This window comes from Actinocatenispora thailandica (genome assembly GCF_016865425.1).
GTDB lineage: Bacteria > Actinomycetota > Actinomycetes > Mycobacteriales > Micromonosporaceae > Actinocatenispora > Actinocatenispora thailandica.
On record NZ_AP023355.1, the window covers coordinates 5,611,595 to 5,630,372 of the forward strand.

The 18,778-nt window shown below is 67.2% G+C and carries 20 protein-coding genes; 12 read left to right on the forward strand and 8 right to left on the reverse strand.

Features of this window, described 5'->3' with window-relative positions; all coding sequences use genetic code 11:
• The first annotated feature begins 34 nt into the window (after positions 1-34).
• The 6 genes from Athai_RS24970 to Athai_RS24995 all read left to right on the forward strand — a co-directional run bounded on the left by Athai_RS24970 (position 35) and on the right by Athai_RS24995 (position 4,410).
• Positions 35-1,012 carry a helix-turn-helix domain-containing protein gene (locus Athai_RS24970; protein ID WP_203963754.1) on the forward strand — a complete coding sequence of 326 codons (978 nt, stop codon included), beginning with the start codon at positions 35-37 and terminating at the stop codon, positions 1,010-1,012.
• 60 nt (positions 1,013-1,072) lie between these two features.
• Complete coding sequence (locus Athai_RS24975; protein ID WP_239157155.1) at positions 1,073-1,309, forward strand: helix-turn-helix domain-containing protein; 237 nt, start codon at positions 1,073-1,075, stop codon at positions 1,307-1,309.
• Positions 1,306-1,785 carry a Clp protease N-terminal domain-containing protein gene (locus Athai_RS24980; RefSeq protein WP_203963755.1) on the forward strand — a complete coding sequence of 160 codons (480 nt, stop codon included), beginning with the start codon at positions 1,306-1,308 and terminating at the stop codon, positions 1,783-1,785. The genes Athai_RS24975 and Athai_RS24980 overlap by 4 nt, the downstream gene beginning before the upstream one ends.
• Before the next feature lie 31 nt (positions 1,786-1,816).
• Positions 1,817-2,674, forward strand: coding sequence for an ABC transporter ATP-binding protein (locus tag Athai_RS24985; protein WP_203966154.1), 858 nt, complete (start codon positions 1,817-1,819; stop codon positions 2,672-2,674).
• A complete protein-coding gene (locus Athai_RS24990) occupies positions 2,671-3,519 on the forward strand; it encodes an ABC transporter permease (protein ID WP_203963756.1) in 849 nt (282 codons plus the stop codon). The genes Athai_RS24985 and Athai_RS24990 overlap by 4 nt, the downstream gene beginning before the upstream one ends.
• Positions 3,520-3,810: 291 nt before the next feature.
• Positions 3,811-4,410, forward strand: a complete 600-nt coding sequence (locus Athai_RS24995; protein WP_203963757.1) for a methyltransferase domain-containing protein — start codon at positions 3,811-3,813, stop codon at positions 4,408-4,410.
• Between the two features lie 192 nt (positions 4,411-4,602).
• Here Athai_RS24995 and Athai_RS25000 read toward each other — a convergent pair whose 3' ends face one another.
• The 8 genes from Athai_RS25000 to Athai_RS25035 form a co-directional block, all read right to left on the reverse strand.
• On the reverse strand, positions 4,603-5,313 hold the full coding sequence (locus tag Athai_RS25000) for an APH(3') family aminoglycoside O-phosphotransferase (RefSeq protein WP_239157156.1): 711 nt from the start codon (positions 5,311-5,313) through the stop codon (positions 4,603-4,605).
• Positions 5,314-5,380: 67 nt separating this feature from the next.
• Positions 5,381-5,563, reverse strand: a complete 183-nt coding sequence (locus Athai_RS25005; RefSeq protein ID WP_203966770.1) for a hypothetical protein — start codon at positions 5,561-5,563, stop codon at positions 5,381-5,383.
• Positions 5,564-5,709: 146 nt separating this feature from the next.
• Positions 5,710-6,003, reverse strand: coding sequence for a hypothetical protein (locus Athai_RS25010; protein WP_203963759.1), 294 nt, complete (start codon positions 6,001-6,003; stop codon positions 5,710-5,712).
• Between the two features lie 1,432 nt (positions 6,004-7,435).
• Positions 7,436-8,191 (reverse strand): DUF2971 domain-containing protein, encoded by a 756-nt coding sequence (locus Athai_RS25015; RefSeq protein ID WP_203963760.1) that lies wholly within the window; start codon positions 8,189-8,191, stop codon positions 7,436-7,438.
• A gap of 290 nt (positions 8,192-8,481) precedes the next feature.
• Positions 8,482-11,097 (reverse strand): tetratricopeptide repeat protein, encoded by a 2,616-nt coding sequence (locus Athai_RS25020; protein WP_203963761.1) that lies wholly within the window; start codon positions 11,095-11,097, stop codon positions 8,482-8,484.
• Between the two features lie 146 nt (positions 11,098-11,243).
• Entirely contained in the window at positions 11,244-12,068 is an 825-nt protein-coding gene (locus Athai_RS25025; RefSeq protein ID WP_203963762.1) for a phosphotransferase, read from the reverse strand.
• A complete protein-coding gene (locus Athai_RS25030; RefSeq protein ID WP_203963763.1) occupies positions 12,065-12,754 on the reverse strand; it encodes an HAD family hydrolase in 690 nt (229 codons plus the stop codon). Before Athai_RS25030 ends, Athai_RS25025 begins: the two co-directional genes overlap by 4 nt.
• On the reverse strand, positions 12,751-13,617 hold the full coding sequence (locus Athai_RS25035) for a GntR family transcriptional regulator (RefSeq protein ID WP_203963764.1): 867 nt from the start codon (positions 13,615-13,617) through the stop codon (positions 12,751-12,753). Before Athai_RS25035 ends, Athai_RS25030 begins: the two co-directional genes overlap by 4 nt.
• A gap of 342 nt (positions 13,618-13,959) precedes the next feature.
• Between Athai_RS25035 and Athai_RS25040 the strand changes: the two genes are divergently transcribed.
• From Athai_RS25040 to Athai_RS25065, 6 genes are all read left to right on the forward strand, one after another.
• Positions 13,960-14,418 carry a DUF3307 domain-containing protein gene (locus tag Athai_RS25040; RefSeq protein ID WP_203963765.1) on the forward strand — a complete coding sequence of 153 codons (459 nt, stop codon included), beginning with the start codon at positions 13,960-13,962 and terminating at the stop codon, positions 14,416-14,418.
• A gap of 96 nt (positions 14,419-14,514) precedes the next feature.
• On the forward strand, positions 14,515-14,772 hold the full coding sequence (locus tag Athai_RS25045) for a DUF6284 family protein (protein ID WP_203963766.1): 258 nt from the start codon (positions 14,515-14,517) through the stop codon (positions 14,770-14,772).
• Entirely contained in the window at positions 14,772-15,161 is a 390-nt protein-coding gene (locus Athai_RS25050) for an RRQRL motif-containing zinc-binding protein (RefSeq protein ID WP_203963767.1), read from the forward strand. Before Athai_RS25045 ends, Athai_RS25050 begins: the two co-directional genes overlap by 1 nt.
• Complete coding sequence (locus Athai_RS25055) at positions 15,158-15,367, forward strand: hypothetical protein (RefSeq protein WP_203963768.1); 210 nt, start codon at positions 15,158-15,160, stop codon at positions 15,365-15,367. Before Athai_RS25050 ends, Athai_RS25055 begins: the two co-directional genes overlap by 4 nt.
• 58 nt (positions 15,368-15,425) lie before the next feature.
• On the forward strand, positions 15,426-16,322 hold the full coding sequence (locus Athai_RS25060; protein ID WP_203963769.1) for an ICP22 family protein: 897 nt from the start codon (positions 15,426-15,428) through the stop codon (positions 16,320-16,322).
• A 138-nt stretch (positions 16,323-16,460) separates the two neighbouring features.
• Positions 16,461-18,620, forward strand: coding sequence for a P-loop NTPase family protein (locus Athai_RS25065; RefSeq protein ID WP_239157466.1), 2,160 nt, complete (start codon positions 16,461-16,463; stop codon positions 18,618-18,620).
• Positions 18,621-18,778 lie beyond the last annotated feature (158 nt).

Here is an 18,778-nt window from a genome sequence, read left to right on the forward strand (position 1 = left end):
CAGGACATTGGCACAAACATGCCAGGGAGACGACGTGTGGGAAGCGGTCGGCATTCCGAACACCGACGCGAGGATCTACGAGGCGCTGATCCCGCGCGGCCAGTCCACGGTCGCCGAGCTGGCCGAACGGGCCGGCTTCTCCGCCGCCCAGACCGCGCGCTCGCTCGCCCGGCTCAGCCGCCGCGGCCTGGTCACCCGGCTGCCCGGCCGGCCGGCGCGGTTCTCGGCGGCGGAACCGTCGCTGGCCGGTTCGGTCCTGATCGCCAAGCGCGAGGATGAGCTGCATCGCCTGCAGGACCACCTCAGCACCCTCGACGACCGGTTCCGGACCGAGCGGGGTAGGGGGCATCCGGCCGACCACCTGGAGGTGATCGAGGGGTCGACCGCGGTGTGGCGCACCTTCGTCCGGGTACAGCGCGCCGCGCAGGACCAGATCCGCGCCATCGACAAGCCGCCGTACTTCGTGCCGCCCGGCGAACACGGCGACGACGGCCCGAACCTGGAGGAGCGGCGCCACCTGCGCGAGGGGCGGGCGGGCTACCGCGTCATCTACGACCACGAGACGATCGCGCTGCCGGGCCGGCTGGAGAACATCTGGGACGGCGTCCGGCTCGGCGAGCGGGCCCGGGTGTGCGCCAACACACCGGTCAAGCTGGTACTCAGCGACCGCAAGCTCGCGGTGCTGGCCGCGCCCGACGACCTGGCCGCCGGCATCGCGTTCCTGGTCCACCCCTCGACCCTGCTGGACGTGCTGACCGAGCTGTTCGAAGCGTTGTGGGACAAGGCAACTCCGCTGCACCAACCGGTCGGCGACGGGGCCGCCGGGCTGGCCGACCGGGACCGCCAGATCCTCGGGCTGCTCGCCGTCGGCGCCACCGACGCCGCGATCGCGCGCAACTTCGGCTGGAGCATCCGCACCGTGCAGCGCAACATCCACCGGCTGATGACCGAGCTGGGCGCGACCACCCGTTTCCAGACCGGCATGGAGGCCGTCCGCCGCGGCTGGCTCTGACCACCCGCACTAAGCAACCTGGGTTGACTATCGCGAGATTAGTCAACTAAGGTTGCTTGCGTGTCCGAGCTGGAGATACCGCCGCCGGGAAACGTCGACGACCGGCTGGCCGCCGTCGGCGCGCTGCGCCGACTCGCCGACCGGTTGGAGGACAACGCCGTCGAGGAGGCGATGCGCGCCGGCTGGAGCTGGCCGCAGGTCGCCGAGGCGCTCGGCATCACCCGGCAGGCGGTCTACAAGAAACACGCCAAGCGGCTGATGGCCGCCGGAGTCACCCTACGGAGGCGATCTGGATGAGCGACGTCGACACCACGCTGACCTGGCTGCTCGACACCGGCACCGAACACGCCCGCGCCGACGGGTCCGGCACGCTGGAAGCCCACCACGTGCTGCTCGCGCTCGCCGACGATCCGACCACCGCGCCGCTGCTCGCCGCGGCCGGCCTGGACCATGCGGCGCTGCACCGCGCGCTGGACCGCGAGTTCACGACGAGCCTCGCCGCCGCCGGCGTCGGCGCGGGCACCACCGGGCTGCCACGCCCCGCCGTACGCACCGGGTCGATCGGGCTCGGCGCGTCCACCAAGCTCGCGATGGAACGCGGCTTCGCCGCCGCCACCCGCAAACGCGACGTCACCGCCGCACACGTACTGCTCGGCATCCTGACCGCCGAGGTCGGTACGGTGCCGCGGGCACTGGCGCTCGCCGGGGTCGACCGCGCGGCGCTGGCCCAGCAGGTACGGGACGTGATCGAGGCCCGCCGTGCCGGCCGCTGAACCGCCCGCGATCGAGGTCACCGGCCTGCGGATGCGGTACGGCACAACCGACGTGCTGCACAACGTCACGTTCGGCGCGCGGCCCGGCGAGGTGCTCGCGCTGCTGGGACCGAACGGCGCCGGGAAGACCACCACGATCGAGATCCTGGAAGGCTTCCGGAGCCGTACCGCCGGGCGGGTACGGGTGCTCGGCACCGACCCGGCCACCGCCGGTGAGGCGTGGCGGGCCCGGGTGGGCGTGGTCCTCCAGTCCTGGCGCGACCACGGCCGGTGGCGGGTCCGTGAACTGCTCGACCACCTGGGCAGCTACTACGCCGCGTACTCGACACCCGCGCTCCGGCGCCCCTGGCCGGCCGACGACCTGATCGCCGCGGTCGGCCTCACCGACCGCGCGGACCACCGGATCGGCACCCTGTCCGGCGGCCAACGCCGCCGGCTCGACGTCGCCATCGGCCTGGTCGGCCGGCCCGAACTGCTGTTCCTGGACGAGCCCACCGCCGGCTTCGACCCGGAGGCGCGGCGCGAGTTCCACCGGCTGATCGGCGACCTGATCGCACCGCGTACCACCACGATCGTGCTGACCACCCACGACCTCGCCGAGGCCGCCCGGCTCGCCGACCGCATCCTGATCCTGGACGGCGGCCGCATCGTCGCCGACGGTACCGCCGCCGCACTGGCCGCCGCGCTCGGCAGCGAGGGCGAGGTCCGGTGGGTGCACGCCGACCAGCCACACCAGGTACGCACCGCCACCCCGACCCGGTTCACCCGGGACCTGCTCGGCCGGTACGGCGAGCAGATCACCGACCTGGAGGTGCGCCGCCCGTCGCTGGAGGACACCTACCTGCGGCTGGTCCGGCACGCCGAGCAACCCGAAGGAGCAGCACGATGAGCGCCGCGAGCACCGCGGTCCGGGCCGGCCTCGCCCGGGGCGCCATCCAGTTCCGCCAGTCGATCACCAGCCCCGCCGAGATCTTCAACCACGCGTTCTGGCCGGCGTTGGCGCTGATCGCGGTGGTGTTCCTGCGGCGCTGGCACTTCGGCGGCACCCCGCTCGCCACGCTGGCGGTGCCCAGCATCCTCGGCATGAACGCGGCAATGGCCATGGTCACGATGAGCCAGTACCTCACCGCCGACCGGGAGGACGGCACCCTGCTGCGCGCCAAGGCGACCCCGCACGGCATGGTCGGTTACCTGGTCGGCCGCCTCGTCTCGGTGTCCGGCGGGCTGCTGCTGGACCTCGCCCTGTTCTTCGTCCCGGCGCTGCTGCTCGCCGACGGGCTGATCCTGAACCAGCTCGGCCGGTGGCTGACCCTGCTGTGGGTACTCGCTCTCGCGCTGGTCGCCACCCTGCCGGCCGGCGCCGTACTCGGTTCGGCGTTCGGCAGCTCGCGCAGCCAAGGGCTGCTGACGCTGCCGATCCTCGGCGTCATCGGCATCTCCGGCATCTTCTACCCGATCGCCGCACTACCCGGCTGGGTGCAGGGCATCGCGCAGGTCTTCCCGCTCTACTGGCTGGGCCTCGGGATGCGCTCGGCGCTGCTGCCGCCGGACGCCGTCGCGGTGGAACTCGGCCACTCCTGGCGACACCTGGAAACCGTCGGCGTACTCGGCGCCTGGGCGGTCGTCGGACTGCTGCTGGCACCGGTCGTGCTGCGCCGGATGGCACGCCGCGAGTCCGGCTCGGCCCTCGCCGCCCGCCGCGCCCGGGCGCTGCGCACCGGCGGCGCGCGGTGACCGGACGCCGTCCGGGTGGACCGCCGACGGCTCCTCCTGGCCCGCCGAGCCCGACGGCTTCTCTTGGCCCGCCGAGCCCGACGGCTTCTCCTGGGTCGCCGAGCCCGACGGCTTCTCCTGGGTCGCCGAGCCCGACGGCTTCTCCTGGGTCGCCGAGCCCGACGGCTTCTCCTGGGTCTCCGAGCCCGGCCTGCCCGGCGGGCCGTACCGCGAACCCGGTCGACCCTGTGGCACAGGTCGCTGCTGCCGCGGGATGGCGTACGGCTGGGCCCGCTGCGGCATGATGGGCGGATGAGCGAGCCATTCGACGAGATCGCCGAGCGGTACGACGAGGCCGCCACCGATCGTGCGGGCCAGCTCGCCGCCGGCCGGTGGCTGCTGGACGAGCTACCCCGGCCCGGTCGGGTTCTCGATCTCGGCTGCGGCTCCGGGCTGCCGACCGCGCGCCAGCTCGTCGACGGCGGCGTCGAGGTCGTCGGCGTCGACACCTCCGCCCGGATGCTGGAGTTGGCCCGCCACAACGTGCCGGAGGCCGAGTTCCACCAGGCCGACCTGCGCGCCCTGCCGGACGCCGTGGGTACCGTCGACGCCGTGGTGGCGTTCTTCTCGCTGCTGATGCTCCCCCGCGCCGAGTGGCGCGACACCCTCGCCGCGCTGCGCACCCGGCTGCACGGCCCGAAGCTGCTCGTCCTGGGGATGGTCGAGGGCGACCTGGACGACGTGCCGATCGAGTTCCTGGGCGTACCGGTGCGGGTCTCTGCGGCGTCCGCCGCCGGCCTGTCCGACACGGTCAGCTCCGCCGGCTACTCGGTTCGCGCCCTGCACCGCCAGGAGGTCGCGCTCGGAGACACCACCGAGTTCCAGCTCTTCGTCTACGCCACCGCCGACTGACCCCCGCACCGACACCGGCTCTGCGTCCGGCCCAGGCGCCAGCTCTGCGTCCGGCCCTGGTACCGGGCTCGGCGCCGCCTCTGCGTCCGGCACCGACATCGGCTCTGCGTCCGGCCCTGGTACCGGTTCCTCGTCCGGGCTCGGCTGCCGATGCACGCCGGCACCGGGCGGCGACCGGCACGACGCCACCTGTCAGGCAAACTCGTCGAGCAGCCGGTAGAACGCGATCCGGTCCGGGTCGACCGGGATGCCGTACCGGTCGAGGAACGCCGCCGCGGCCCACGGCCCGTACTGCGGGTTGAGGTTCGCGGCGGTCAGCGACCGGGTCGCGAGGGCAAGATCACACCAGCGGTCCGCGACGCCGAGCCGGCCGACATCGATCACCCCGGTCGGCCGGTAGCTGTCCGGATCGAACAGTACGTTCGGCAGGCACAGGTCACCGTGGCACACCACCGGGTCCTCGTCGTCCGGCCGGGTGGCGAGCAGTTCCGCGGCGAGCCGATCCCGCGACCAGCCGGTACGTTCCTCGCCCAGTGCGGTCGGCTCGACGCCGGCGGCGAGCGCCTCGGGCACGGCGACCGCCAGCCGGCGATCGAACGGGCACGCCGCGATCGGCAACCCGTGCAGCGCCCGGGTCAGGTCGGCCAACCCGGCGACGATGGACGGGCGTGCCGCGGCCGGCCAGTGCTCGGCCGCGGACCGGCCGGGCAGCGCCGCGGTCACCAGCAACCCCGGCCGGCAGTCCAGCACCTCCGCCGCGGGAAACCCTTGCTCCCGCAACCAGCGCAGCCGCTCGCCCTCCCCGACCAGGTCGTGCCGCGGATCGGTCGACCGCTTGCGGTACACGCCGCCGCGCCGCTCCACCACGGCCCCGGACATCCCCACCGTCACCGGCTCCCACACGCCCCCACCCTGGCGAGGCTCCGCGATCGGCGCAACCGCAATGCGGTGCGGCGGCGATCTCCCGCGATCAGTCGATCGGGTCGGTGACGCACTTGCAGGGCCGGGCGGTGTCGCCGCATCCCGGGCACCCGGTGCCCAGGTATTCGCCGCGACCATCGGGATGGCTTGGCCGATCCCGGTACCCGGACGGGCGGCGTGCGGCCAGCCACCAGAGCAGAGCAAGACCGCCGAGCACCAGCAACACCCACATGGCGCGGCCCCTTACCGTCGAGTACCTCGTTACCGTCGAGTCGAACCACCTCGTTCGTGTCGGCACCGGCCCGACACCGCCGCACCGGGGCCGTCGGACATTCGCCCGACCGAGCGCCCGCGGGGCTTCGGGGGAACCCGGTCGGGTCACGAACGGTCGAAGGCGGCGAGCACCGCCCTGATGCCGGCTTCCCAGGTCGTCAGCCCGACGGCGATCTCGTCCGTACGCATCGGATTCCTCGGGTCCGGCGCGAACGCGACGTACGGCGGGCCACCGCCCATCGACGCGCCGACGTGGCCGACCTGCGGAAATCCGGAGGGATCCTGGACCACGCAGACAAAGTCCGGGTCGCCCGGATATTCGGGCTCGGGCGAGAGCAGAAACAGCCCGCGCTGTTTCACCTCGGCCATGACATCCCGGCTCAGCGAAGACACGTCCATGATCTCCCCTTCTCGCCCGTCGTGTCCCGATGATGCCACCCGTTCACAACCACCCGTGGCCACACGCATGCGCACGGAAACACCGACGAAAGCGCCCCCGAGCCGCCGGAACGCGAGGGCCCGAGGGCACGACCCCGCCTAGCCCAAAAGGTGCCCGCGAAAGGAAAGGCCAGTGCTGCCGGAACGCGAGGCCCCGAGGGCACGTCCCCTGCGGAAGGGCAGGCCAGCGAGCTGCCGGAACACGAGGGCCCGAGGGCACGTGCCCTGCGGAAGGGCAGGCCGGTGAGCTGCCGGAACACGAGGGCCCGAGGGCACGTGCCCTGCGGAAGGGCAGGCCAGTGAGTTGCCGGAACGCGGGGTCTGGGGGCTCGGCCCCCCAGATGGAATGCGAAGAGGGCCGCATCTGCGCTTTCCGCAGATACGGCCCTCTCACCCTCGTAGCGGGGCAGGATTTGAACCTGCGACCTCTGGGTTATGAGTAGCCTGACGTCCGTCTCACGAGTTCCCGGTTGGCCCCATTGCGACGCTCTGACCTCGCAGAACACGGCCATGTCGTCTCGCCTGTCTCATGAAGTCTCACGCCCCTCGACCCGTCTTGGTCACGGATCTGGCCACGTCTTCGCAGCGCTCCACGCGCCGGTACGCGGCGTGGCGGACGCAGTCCATCGTCCCCGACTTCCTGACCCTCCCCCAAGGGAGGCGATCGCATGCGCACACGGCTCCGGAAGCGAGTCAACTTCACCGCGAGGCACACCGATTGACCTGCGACAACGCACGTTAGCGAAATACGGGTCCGAATCTCTCGCAGGACTCTCGCGTGCCGTCTGTCTCAGGCTGAAACATCAGGGGCATCGCGACAGAGGGGGCGCACCGCGCCCACCCGCCAAGTTCGCTGTAGAGCCGTCAACCGCGATGCGCACGGTTCGTAGCGCAGCGGCGAGGGAGCACCGGTACAGCGCGAATGTAGGGGGCTCTGAGGCGGCCGTAGACGACCTAACATCGCCCGGTGGTAGCCAATGTAGCTCCGAACGAACGGAAGGCAAGCTCACCCCAATGTTTCAGCCTACGGAGACTCCCGGCGCGTGGGAACACCGGTGACACCACCGCCTACGTTGTCACCAATGTCTGCGCAGGCCAGGGGGCAAATGGTGACACGGTGACATTCTAAACTGGCCTCGACCGCTGACGGGGAGTTCCGCCACTCGGCGCAGCGATGACTATCTGCGGCTCAATGACACCCAAGCACGCGGTGCCTAGGCAACGGCCCTGGCCAACATCAGCGCCGGGGGCGCGTCTCGGACACGCTGGACCTCCGCTGAAATGGAAGCTGCGAGTTCGTCCCCACCGTCACCGATCACTACACCTCGTCACAGGCCAAAAGGAAGCGATGATCGGGGTACATGAGGCACGCACGCCCGAACCTATGGCGCCACTAAAAGCGAAGTGGAGAGCTCGACTTAACCACGTCAACGCCCTCGTACTCTTTATATTGACCAAGTAGCTGACGCACTGCCTTCATCCGCTGTTCCACGTAGCTCCCCGGTCCGACCATAACCTGCGTCACTGCCGATCGCTCAAATAGAACATTACGATAGGGGACGATGCCCACCGATCCGCTCCGGAAATGCAAATCAGGCCAGTCACCCCAGGTTGTCATTATGAGTCGCCATTCGCGCTCCTCCATGAACGCTGGGTTCTTCACCGTGGCCAAACCAGGAAGCACAAGCCGCATCGCCTGCGAATATCCTTGCGTTCCTGGGTGGCCCCTGGGTTCAGGAGCAGCATCGTCTACCAGCCTCGCAATGTGGTCGACGGCAGACTCAAGGCCGTAAACGACTGGGCGGAAAAGAAGATTAAGGCCCAAGGCTTCAATGTCTCCTACAGGTAATCCATTCGTCGCGAATGCGATCGAATACCCTCCACTGCCACTATAGGCACGCCATTGGCTCAAGAGATCATTCTCAGCACAGAAGCACGTTGCGTAGACGTGGAACCTGCTCCCATTCTCGTAACGCTCGCCAGTCACTTCACCGACGATATTTCTGAGAATCGATGCCCTATTCCCGTTTGCCGAAACCGAATCACTCGGAGACGCCAGAGAATCCGCCTTGCGAAGTAACAGATCTAAAACTGGCTCCTTCGCATACTCCAACTCTTCCGCATCATTCATATATTCAACATCTGTCATCCAGAAGGACCGACCCTGGAGGAGTCCACAAAGGCCACTTCCATTAGTGTAATGATAGACAGTGTCTGGCACTTCGAGAGTTTTAGTCATCACTTTCAGAACTACTCCCTTCGGCATCCTCGCCTCAATGCTGGAGCCGGATCGACGGTCGATCGCCCTATTCGATTTCTGAGCCGGCGCATCGCCTGCCGGCGCGAGATCCATCACCAACCTACTAGACCCTTCATGTGCCCATGGCAACGACCAACCAGCTCCTCCGGTAGGCTGCTCTCATGGCCGATCGTGGTGCGTCAGTATGAAAGTGGACCACGGCCCGGACCCCAACCTTGGTTTCGTGCCATCCTTAGCGCCTCTGCACCGGCTGAACCGAGTCTTCTAATCCTCGCCCGACATTCTTCCTGCTTTTCCGTCTCACCGCATGCGCTATAGAGTCGGTCCATATTGATCAATGCAATAGCTTCGTTCCAGACGCTGCCAATTCTTCTAAACGCATCGATGGCGCTTGCGTACAGTTCCTCAGCGTCCAGAAGGCGGCCCTGCAACCTGAAAAAGTTCCCCTTATTCATGTACGCCATTCCAGCCAACAGATAGTCTTCTACTTCGTTTGCGACGCGTGCTGCTTCACCGAGCATGTCCATTGACGCTTGTACATGGCCCACGTGCCCAAGAGCGGTCCCCAACTGTCCCAAGGTCGCCGCTTCTGCTCTTTTTGCTCCGTTAGCGCGATGAATATAAAGGGCTTGGTCCAAAACCTCAATGGCGGCCGGATACTGCTTGTCTTCCCTCAGAGATGTTCCAAGATTGGTGAGCGCAAAGCCGAGTCCATAGGCGCTATTCGCCTCTGTATATAAACCGACCGCGCGTCGCAACATCGGAATTGTAGCCGGGGCATTCCCCTCAGCCCGCATCGATTCAGAAAGGCCCGTTAGTACCCGCGCCTCACCTTCCTTGTCGCCAATCTCCTTGAAAATCTTTCTTGCTCGCAGAAATATTTCCTTGCCGCGAGAATATTCACGAAGAGAGTTATAGGCCAACCCAAGGTTGTTAAGCGCATCCGCTTCTCTCTTCCTGTCGCCACACATCTTGGCAATGGAAACGGCTGATTCGGAGACACTGATGACGGTGGGCCAGTCACCCCGCACGCAGAGGTACTGACATATGTCGATTGCCAAGGCCCAAGCGTCGCTAAGGGCTCCTATGTCGAGAGCCGCGCCAATACATGCGATCACGCTTGTATACTCACGTACGGCCCAATCGGTCGCGTCCTTAGCCGCGCTAAACAATTCATCGCCGTCTCGTAGTGAATTATCGTTGAGCCATCCGTTAAGTTGCTGGGTCGACTCAAGGTAGTACTCGAATAGCCGATGCAAGGCAGCGTCCTGATCGTCTCGGGTGTCCACATCGCGAGCAACGTCGCGGCCATAGAGACGCAGGAGATCATGGAGCGTCCAAGCTCGTTGCTCCGGGTCTCGCGTAACTAGGTGGGAAGATTCAAGGCGCCTGAGTAAACGTCGCGCTTTCCCTTCACTAATGTCCAAGAGATACGCGGTCGACCGTAATGAAATTTTTTCCCCTGGATGAATTGACAGATATCGAAGGCACCTAGCAGATTCGACTGGAAGCCTCAGATACGAGCCTCGAAATACGGCGCGAATCTCTGAGTCTTCAAATTCAAGGCCCGCCAGCCTCTCGGCCTCTTCCTCAAATTCGGTGGCTAACTCAAGCGCGCTCAGATCATGATCATTCGCAAGAATCTGAGAAATCAAACGGAGGGCGATTGGTAGTCCACCGCACAGGTTCGCGAGCGACCGTAACCCCTCTTGCTGATCAACGAACCTCCGTTCGTGCACCTGTGCTAGCATTTCCATCGATCGATGCACGGAAAGCGTGGATAGACGAAAGCTCACTGAGTCGGGAATCCTCGGGCCAAGCGCATTACGCGAGGTTATGATGACGCGATGGATCCCCGGAGGCGGCAGGAGATCTTCGACTTGACGTACTTCTGCGACATTGTCAAACAATAGAAGCACAGGCCGTCCAGCTCGCGCTCTAGATTCCAGCAGGTCGCGATAAGCCATGAGATTAATCGCCGGCTCAGGATCGATGCGATCAATGCCTAGGGCCAATAGCAGACCAGAAATTGCCTGAGGGGGCTCAATGAACTCCTTAGGGCTCTCCTCATACCCCTTAAAGTCCGCAATGATGGCCCCGCCTCCAAACCGCTGTTCTTGACAGGCATCGGACGCAGCTTCTAGAGCAAGCGCCGTCTTACCAACGCCGGGCATTCCTGTGATTACACCTACATGCGCAAATTCAGGTTCAATTGACGGCTTGAGCAGGAAACTATTGACATCGCGCAGATCGTCTTCTCTGCCTACAAACCGATTTCCCATACCACTTGTAGATAGGATCTTACGAACAAAGATTGCATGTGGTGGCGTGAGAGTATTGTGCGTAGGCGGTATGCGTAAGTATTGAGCTCGAACAGACGCCATTGCTGGCTTGTCGAGCACGGCCACTATTCGCTCAAGATGATAGATCTCGCAAGCGCACGCCGCTTGATCTTCTAACGTTTCGCGCTCAATTAGGGACAATTCTTGATTGGTCACAAACGCGATCCCGGCAGCACCGTTTTCCGATACGCCAGCCAGATCCGATATGAACTTTGCTTTGACCTCTCGAAAGGGTCGTTGGCCGCGTGGAAAATAGACGGCCATGATCCACTTATGACCGTCCCTGTAGACCAGAGCATCTTTCTTCCCGTCAGGCCCTCCGAGCGGATGACTTGGGTCTAAACGGGAAAAGTCATCATTCAATAATATTTGGGCAGCCAACCGTTCCGATGGCGCTTGTCCTGATGTCCACAGCCGCAACCGCTGCCATGTCTCGTCCCAACGCTCCTCCATACAGCTATTCTGGCTTAGATGTCTGGAGTTTCGCACCGTTGGAACTCGTAGACGGGGCCGCGGAGAAGGGGCGGCGAGGAGGGCTCAGGCACCCTCATCAGCGCCGGCGATCCAGATCATCCGTCATCTGGCGCCGTTTCTCCCCGTCAGACCCTCGCCGCATGCGCGATTCTCAGCCAGGTCTCGGTTCGGCCTAGTGATAGACCGAGGCTCCGGGCAAGCGCGGCGGCCGTCCTAACAGCGGGGATGAACCGCCCGCCTTTCATGGCGATCACTGCGACGTCGTACATCAGCTCACCGCCGATGCCCCGGGGGTCGATGAGGTACGGCCTGCCGGCTGGGCCGTACAGGATGTTCCAGGGCGACGCGTCTCCGTGGCAGAGGGCCGGAACGTGGTCGCAAGACAGGCTATCGAGCAAGGCGAGTGCTGCTCGACGCTCAGACGGCGGGGCGACGGCTCGGCCTGGCGGCAGGTCGGCAAGGTGGTCGTCCGTTAGACGGTCGCGGAGCCAGTCAACGAGGCTTGGCAATCCGGGCGGTGCCGGTCGGCCGATCAATGGGCGGAGCATCGCCCCGATGTGATCGGGACAAGGCAGCGTGTTGGCATCGCCCAGTGGTGTGCCGGGCGTGATGAAGTCGAGGACCGTTGTCGTGCCGTGGGGTGTCGTCGCTGTCTCGCGCACTGCGGGCGAGACGTCGAGGGCTGCGAGGGCCGCTGCGACGGTGGCTTGTGCGGCGCCGTTGGGATCGGGGCTGTACCGGAACACAAGCGGCCGGGATGCGGTGTCCGCCTTGACGATGAGGCCGGACCGGGAGGGCATGACGCGGGTCGGTGTCGCCTCGTACCGGTCGCAGAATCGTTGGAGTTCGGCGGTTGCGCTGTCTGACCAGGTGCCGGCGACGTGGGGCCAGCGTGTGCGGACCTCGCGAATGACCTCGGCCGGGACGGTGAACGGGGCGGTGTCGGTCATGGCGTCGCCGTGCGGTCGGCGTGGGTGGCGCGGATGGCGTCGGCTATCGCGTGCATGTCGTCGACGATGGCGGTGGCGTCGGTGAAGCGTTCGCGCTTGCCGGGTTTGTTGGCGTAGCCGATGCTGCGGGCGCCGGCGGCGTTGGCCGCGTCGAGGTCGGTCACGGAGTCTCCGATCAGCACGCACGAGGCCGGAGAGACCTTTTGACGCCGCGCTGCTTCCTGGATCGGCCAGGGGGCCGGTTTCATCCGGTCCGGCGCGGCGTGCGGTCGGCCGACGACATCGGCCACGTGATCGGTGAGCCGTTCGCGGGCGAGGTAGGCACGTACGGCACCGCCGGAGTTGTTGCTGACCATCACGACCGGCCGCCCGGCGGCACGAGCAGCGTCGAGCACAGCGCGGCATCCGGGCGTCGGCTCGGCGGTGCCGGCCGCAGCGACCTCGGCTTCAGTGAGCCATCGTTCGGCGGCGTCCGCCTGGCCTGCATCCGCAACAACCGCAGCGGCGTACAGCGCGAGCGGGTCGAACGGGTCGGCTCCGTCGACCGGTACGCCGATCCGCGCGAGGTATGCGCGGAAGTCTGCGGCGATCTCGCGGGCGGGACGGCCGGCGAACAGGTGGCAGGTCGGCCCGTCGAAATCGAGCAAGATGACCTCGACCGCGAGCGCGGCGGCGACCGCGGTCATAGCGGGTAGTCCTTCGCGATCGTCTCCCACCGCGTGTTGAACCACTGCTGTAGCTGGTCGATGAACTCGCGGGAGATCGACGTGTCGCCGTCGGTGTCGGCGAAGTGGAACAGCTCGCTGTCCTTGCCCAGCACGTCGCGGATGACCGTCGGCGTGCCGTCGATGCTGACCCGGTTGTCCACCACCTGGTACAAGCCGAAGAACGCCTCGGTGCCGTTCAGGACGTACAGCTTGAACGACGGCGGCATGTCGTGCGTACGGACCTCCACCCGGGCGCTGTGCACCAAGCCCATCGTGGCCAGCTCGTGCACCGCCTCGGTGATGCCCTCCACCGACCGGCGCACGATGCGATCCGCGCGTGCCCGTACGGCCGGGTCATCCTCGCCGGTCTCCGCGTTCGACGGCAGCGAGGTCGGCCGGTCCAGGTCGGACAGCAGGAGCCGGATGGCGATCGACTCCGGGGTGAGGCGACCGGCGCGCACCTTGTCCAGCGGCTCGGCCAGCGCACCGTTCAGCGTCTCGCCGGAGAAGCCGGCGAAGTCGATGGACACGTGCGCGCGCTGAAACGCCGCCTCGATGTGCGGGCGCAGGCCGACGGCGCGCTCGGTGCGCTGCCGGACGAACACGCCACTCCCCTGCCGGCTCACCGTCAGGTTCTCCGCATGCAGCAGGGCAAGGCCGCGCTTGACCGTCTCGCGGGCCACGTTGTACCGGGCCGCGAGGTCGTTCTGTGAGGGCAGCTTGTCCCCCGGCGCGAGCTTGCCCGTCAGGATCGCCGCCCGGAGGGCGTTCGCGATCTGTTGCGCCGGTGACCGGGGGTCGTCGGGGTCGAGGTCCGCTAGCTGATCGCTCTGCGTCGGCATGCCGCACAGCATACGGCCTGACTAGCCAAGATGGCTAAATTCCTCTCCACTGCTTGACATGGCTAGCCATGTTGGCCATGTTGTTCTCAGTTCCGAGATGGCTAGCCAAGCCGGCCAGATCGGAGCGGCCGGCAGGCCATGGCAGAAGACGTTTCGTGCTGCCCGCTGACCTGCCGTGCGCAGGGCTTTTGACAACTGGATCGGGTCACCGCCTCCCACCGAAAAGGCGGCACCGGCGGACAAACGGGTCCGCCGCGCTTGACGTAGCAGACACCCCCGGTGCGAGTCGGGGGCAAGCGCTGACCTGCCCAAACGGGCGGGACGAACCGTCAGGAGTCGCTGATGTTGTCTCAGCTCGCCGTGTTTGGCGCCGCGTTCGCCGCGTTGTTCGTCGGTCACCAGCTGTCAGACCACTGGATCCAGACCGACCGGCAGGCGGCGCGTAAGGCGTTGCCGGGCTGGCCCGGCCGCATCGCCTGTACCTGGCACGTGGCCACCTACACCGCCACCTGCGCGGTCCTGCTCGTCGCGCTGCACCTGGCCGTGGCTCTGCCGTTGCCGCCGGCCGGCACCGCCGCCGGGCTGGCCGTTTCCGGCGTCACGCACTGGCTGATCGACCGGCGTTGGCCGCTGATCTGGCTGGCCGAACGCACCGGTTCCCGCGCGTTCGTGCGGATGGGCGCACCGCGGCCCGGCCACGACGACAACCCGACGCTCGGCACCGGCGCCTACGCGCTCGACCAGTCCGCTCATTACCTGTTTCTGTTCGTGGCCGCGTTGATCCTCGCCGCGTGCGCCTAACCCAACCTCGCCCGACCTGGCAGGCACTCACGTTCGAGCCGTGAGCGGGCACGCAGCGCCGATACCGGTTGGCGCACAAGCGAAAGAGAGCTCCTGATGTACGACGAGGTGTATGAGACTGACGAGCCCGAGGACGACGAGCCGTCGGCGGCTGACCTGGCCGCGATCGAAGACGAGCAAGAGGTCATCGAGGCGGAGATCGCGCTCACCGACGCGGAGATCCGGCTGATCACAGTCGGCCGGCGCAAGGCATCGGAGCTGGACTGGCAGCGGTATCGGTCGGCGCAGCGCGCGGTACTGGCCGCGTGGCTGCGGCTGGCGATCATGCGTCGGTTCGGGACGCGGGCGGCGTGATGAGCCGCTCGTCGCGGATCCGAGCCCGCTACATCGATCCCGACGGCGACCGGTACGGCATCCCGACGTTCTGTTGGGGTCTGGCCCCACCGGGACTGGCTACCCGCCGGCAGCTACGCGCGATGAGCCTTCGACCGGGCGGGCATGCTCCGGTCGCTCAGATCATGTGGCACGGCGTCGGCGGCGACCGGTTCGCACTGCTGTATCCGATCGCCACGGCCAAACCGAAGCGGACCGCCACCGCGCGCCAGCTGGCCGCGCTGGTCAAGGCGAACGCCGCGCGGCGCACCTGCCCCGAATGCGGGCACCTCACCGAATACGTCATCCCATCGCGGTTCGGGTGCTGCCTGGACTGCGAGTACGGGCCAGCGGAAGGAACCGCAGCGTGAGTCTGGCGATCTTCGGTCTGTTGCTGCTGGTGACAGCGGTGCTGCTCGGCTGGAAGAAGACACGGTCGGCGGCGGCGGTCATCGTCGGTGTGCTGCTGGGCGTGGTCATCGCCGGTTCGAACGGCGCGATGGCGCACGCCGCGCACGGAACTGTGGATGCGATCCGCTCCGGTCTGGACTCGATCGGCGCGTGGATCCTGTCGTGAATGTCAGCAACCCCAACGAACGACGTCTGTCCTGTTCGGACAGTAAGGAGATCAAACGATGAGTACCGCTACCACGGAACCGCGCCGGCAGCGTCGCCCGAAACCGCGTTCGGCGTACCGCCGATCGCTGCCGGAGCTGCTCGACGCGGCCCGCAAGCTCGTCGACGAGCGCGGCGAGGTTCCCTCGCAGAACGAGCTGACTCGACTGCTGCACATCGGAGCGCCGAAGGCGCGCGAGGTACACGCGGCGCTGCTGCGCCCGGACCTGCACGTCGTACCCGACGCTGCGACCGAGCCGGACCCCGAGCCGGCGACCAACGAGCCGGACACAGTCGACGAGCTGGACGCTGAGCCCGACGGCACCACCGCCGGCACCACGACCGAGCCGGATCCGACCGATCCGTCAGCCTTGACCGACGACGAGCCTCCGCCGCAGGAAGACACCAATACAGCACCGGAGCCAAGTACTGCCCCTGGGCCGGTCAGCTCGACCGCTGAGCCGCACGAGGTACCCGACGAGCCCGCGCACAAGCGGCGCACGGTGTCGGTGCTGCCGGTCATGGCGCTGACGCTGCCGGCTCTCGTCGCGGTGTGGTCTGGCTGGGTCTCGCTCGGTGCCATGGCTGGTTTCGGGGTCGTGCACCCGCTGCCCGGCATCGCGGATCACCTGACGCTCAACACCGCGATCACGCTGCCGATTGGTGTCGAGGTCTACGCCGCGTACGCGCTCTACGTGTGGCTCACGGTCGGGATTCCAGCCCGCGCGCGGAAGTTCGCGAAGGTGTCCGCGATCGCGTCGCTGATCACCGGCGCCGCCGGGCAGGTCACATACCACCTGCTGTCGGCCGCGCACTTCACGCACGCCCCGTGGCCGGTGACGATGCTCGTCGCCTGCCTCCCGGTCGCTGTGCTCGGGATGGGCGCGGCGCTGGCGCACTTGGTGCGCTCCGAGTAGTTCCGCCCGGGACACGGCCTCACGGCCTAGGAAACCCGGCCGTGTCCCGGCCCCTCCACCCATCACCAGACAGGCGAGGAGCCTTCAGTGAACCACGACAAAGACGAACGCGAGCTGTTCGAGCGGCTGTCGCGTGAGATGGCCGCGACCGGTACCGACGGCAACGGTGCCGATGTGGTCGACCTGGCCGAAGCGCGCCGCCGCGCGGCGGCCGACGGGATCGACGTCGACCAGGTCGACGCGGACGACGAGTTTTACGACCACGAGAGCGTGCGCATCGACCGGCCGGAGCTGGGTCGGCCGGTGGATCCGCCGGACGAGCCGCGCACTCGGTCGGCCGGCAAGCGGGATCGGGCGCCGGTGGTGCCGGTGTGGCTCAACTCGCGGGCGAACATCCGCACGAGTCTGGTCTACGGCATGAAGGAAGCCCGGTACCGGGCCGGCTACCACGCGATCCGCTCCCCCAAGTACGCGGGCAAGGCGATCGTGTACGCGCCGGTCGGGTTCGTTCGCACCGTGCACCGGCTGGGTTCGTGGGCGATGGCTGAGCGGCACAACTGGGACCTGCGGCAGCACGCGGCCGACCGTGGGGACGCGGATACGTGGATGAAGTTGGACGCGCGCCGGCAGCGTCAGTCCCGGTGGCGCTGGACGCTGGTGCTCAGCCTGGGTGCGATCGCTGCGGCCGGTACCTCGTTCCTGGCGCTGGGTCCGGTCCCGACCGCCGGCAAGTGGGCGGCGCTGGCGCTGGCGGTGCCGGTCCTGGCGCGTCTGGGACGGCCCGCCGACAAGCCGATCACCGACCGCGTCTCGGCTGGTAAGACCTACCGCAAGCTCACCGCCGAACTCGTCCGACGTGCGCTCACCTCGATTCAGCTCTCGGGCATCAATCGCGCCGTGGCGCAGGATCCGGGCGCGATCTCGTTTCCAACCGAGATTCACCGCGACGGACCCGGTCACATGGCCATCGTCGACCTGCCCTACGGGGTGGAGGCATCCGACGTCATCGCCCGGCGCGGCCGGCTCGCCTCGGCGCTGCGTCTGCCGCTGGATCAGGTATGGCCCGAAACCGCACCCGGACACACCGGCCGGCTCGGGCTGTGGGTCGGGTTCGAGCCCGCGTCGCAGATGAAACAGCCCGCGTGGCCGCTGATCTCGGGCGGCAAGGTGGACGTGTTCAAGCCGTTCCCGTTCGCCACGACACCGCGTCTGGAGACGGTGAACGCGGAACTGATGTCGCGCAACTGGCTGTTCGGTGGCCAGCCCGGATCCGGCAAGACGTTCGCACTGCGGGACCTGGTGCTGGCGGCGGCGTTGGACGTGCGTACCGAGATCCGCGGGTACGAGCTGAAAGGCGTCGGTGACTTCGGTGTCGTGGCGCCGGTGTGCGCCGAGTACGGCAACGGGTTCGACGACGACACGATCGCCGGGTGCGCCGCGATGCTGGACTGGCTGTACGAGGAGTGCCGCCGGCGGTCCAAGCGCATCGACCACTACGCCAAGCTCGGCAAGGCGCCCGAGAACAAGGTCACGCCGGAACTGGCGTCACTCAAGGGATCCGGGCTGCATCCGCTGGTGGTGTTCATCGACGAGATTCAGGAACTGTTCCGGCACCCCAAGTACGGCAAGAAGGCCGGCGAGATCGCCGAGAAGGTCATCAAGCTCGGCCGGGCGCTCGGGGTGGTCCTGTTGATCGGTACGCAGATCCCGGACAAGGACAGCCTGCCGACCGGGATCACGCGCAACGTCAACACCCGGTTCTGCCTGTCGGTGGCCGACCAGACCGCCAACGACATGATCCTTGGCACCTCCGCCTACAAGAACGGGTACCGGGCCACGGTGTTCGAGCCGGTCGTCGAGGCCGGATGGGGCATCCTGTCGGGCATCGGCAAGCCCGCCGCGCTGCGCTCGTACTACGTCGACACCGACCAGGCCGGCCGAGTGATGGCCCGCGCGATCGAGGCCCGTACCAAGGCCGGCGTGATGCCGGCGCCCGACGAGCAGACCCGCGACACGTCGACCGGCTACGACGTGCTCGCCGACGTCGCCACCGTCTGGCCGCAGGGTGACGAGAAGGCGTGGAACGAGACGCTGATCGAGCGGCTGTCCGAGTACCGGGCCGACGTGTACGCCGGTTGGAAGCCCGAACAGCTCACCGCCGCTCTCGCGGTGCACGGCGTCAAGGTCGGGCAGGTCGGCCGCCGGGTCGACGGCAAGACCGTCAACCGGCGCGGCCCGGCACAGCCCGACATCCTCGCCGCCATCGCGGAGCGTAACGGCAAGCGGCAGGCCGAGTAGGCCACGGAACGGGTGCTAGCGCTAGCGGCTGGGACTGCTAGCGCTAGCACCCCTGCTAGCAACCGATCCGATACCTGATCAGGCCGTTAGGAGCTAGCGGCCCGAGCCGAACACACCCCGAAAACCCCCTTGGAGGCTGTTCGTGCACCCCCACGCTG

Excerpts from the sequence above, each read along its gene's own strand:
- Athai_RS24980 (WP_203963755.1), top strand. The coding sequence starts at position 1,306 with ATGAGCGACGTCGACACCACGCTGACCTGGCTGCTCGACACCGGCACC.
- Athai_RS24985 (WP_203966154.1), top strand. The coding sequence starts at position 1,817 with ATGCGGTACGGCACAACCGACGTGCTGCACAACGTCACGTTCGGCGCG.
- Athai_RS24990 (WP_203963756.1), top strand. The coding sequence starts at position 2,671 with ATGAGCGCCGCGAGCACCGCGGTCCGGGCCGGCCTCGCCCGGGGCGCC.
- Athai_RS24995 (WP_203963757.1), top strand. The coding sequence starts at position 3,811 with ATGAGCGAGCCATTCGACGAGATCGCCGAGCGGTACGACGAGGCCGCC.
- Athai_RS25005 (WP_203966770.1), bottom strand. The coding sequence starts at position 5,563 with ATGTGGGTGTTGCTGGTGCTCGGCGGTCTTGCTCTGCTCTGGTGGCTG.
- Athai_RS25010 (WP_203963759.1), bottom strand. The coding sequence starts at position 6,003 with ATGGACGTGTCTTCGCTGAGCCGGGATGTCATGGCCGAGGTGAAACAG.
- Athai_RS25015 (WP_203963760.1), bottom strand. The coding sequence starts at position 8,191 with ATGACAGATGTTGAATATATGAATGATGCGGAAGAGTTGGAGTATGCG.
- Athai_RS25020 (WP_203963761.1), bottom strand. The coding sequence starts at position 11,097 with ATGGAGGAGCGTTGGGACGAGACATGGCAGCGGTTGCGGCTGTGGACA.
- Athai_RS25025 (WP_203963762.1), bottom strand. The coding sequence starts at position 12,068 with ATGACCGACACCGCCCCGTTCACCGTCCCGGCCGAGGTCATTCGCGAG.
- Athai_RS25030 (WP_203963763.1), bottom strand. The coding sequence starts at position 12,754 with ATGACCGCGGTCGCCGCCGCGCTCGCGGTCGAGGTCATCTTGCTCGAT.
- Athai_RS25035 (WP_203963764.1), bottom strand. The coding sequence starts at position 13,617 with ATGCCGACGCAGAGCGATCAGCTAGCGGACCTCGACCCCGACGACCCC.
- Athai_RS25040 (WP_203963765.1), top strand. The coding sequence starts at position 13,960 with ATGTTGTCTCAGCTCGCCGTGTTTGGCGCCGCGTTCGCCGCGTTGTTC.
- Athai_RS25045 (WP_203963766.1), top strand. The coding sequence starts at position 14,515 with ATGTACGACGAGGTGTATGAGACTGACGAGCCCGAGGACGACGAGCCG.
- Athai_RS25050 (WP_203963767.1), top strand. The coding sequence starts at position 14,772 with ATGAGCCGCTCGTCGCGGATCCGAGCCCGCTACATCGATCCCGACGGC.
- Athai_RS25060 (WP_203963769.1), top strand. The coding sequence starts at position 15,426 with ATGAGTACCGCTACCACGGAACCGCGCCGGCAGCGTCGCCCGAAACCG.
- Athai_RS25065 (WP_239157466.1), top strand. The coding sequence starts at position 16,461 with ATGGCCGCGACCGGTACCGACGGCAACGGTGCCGATGTGGTCGACCTG.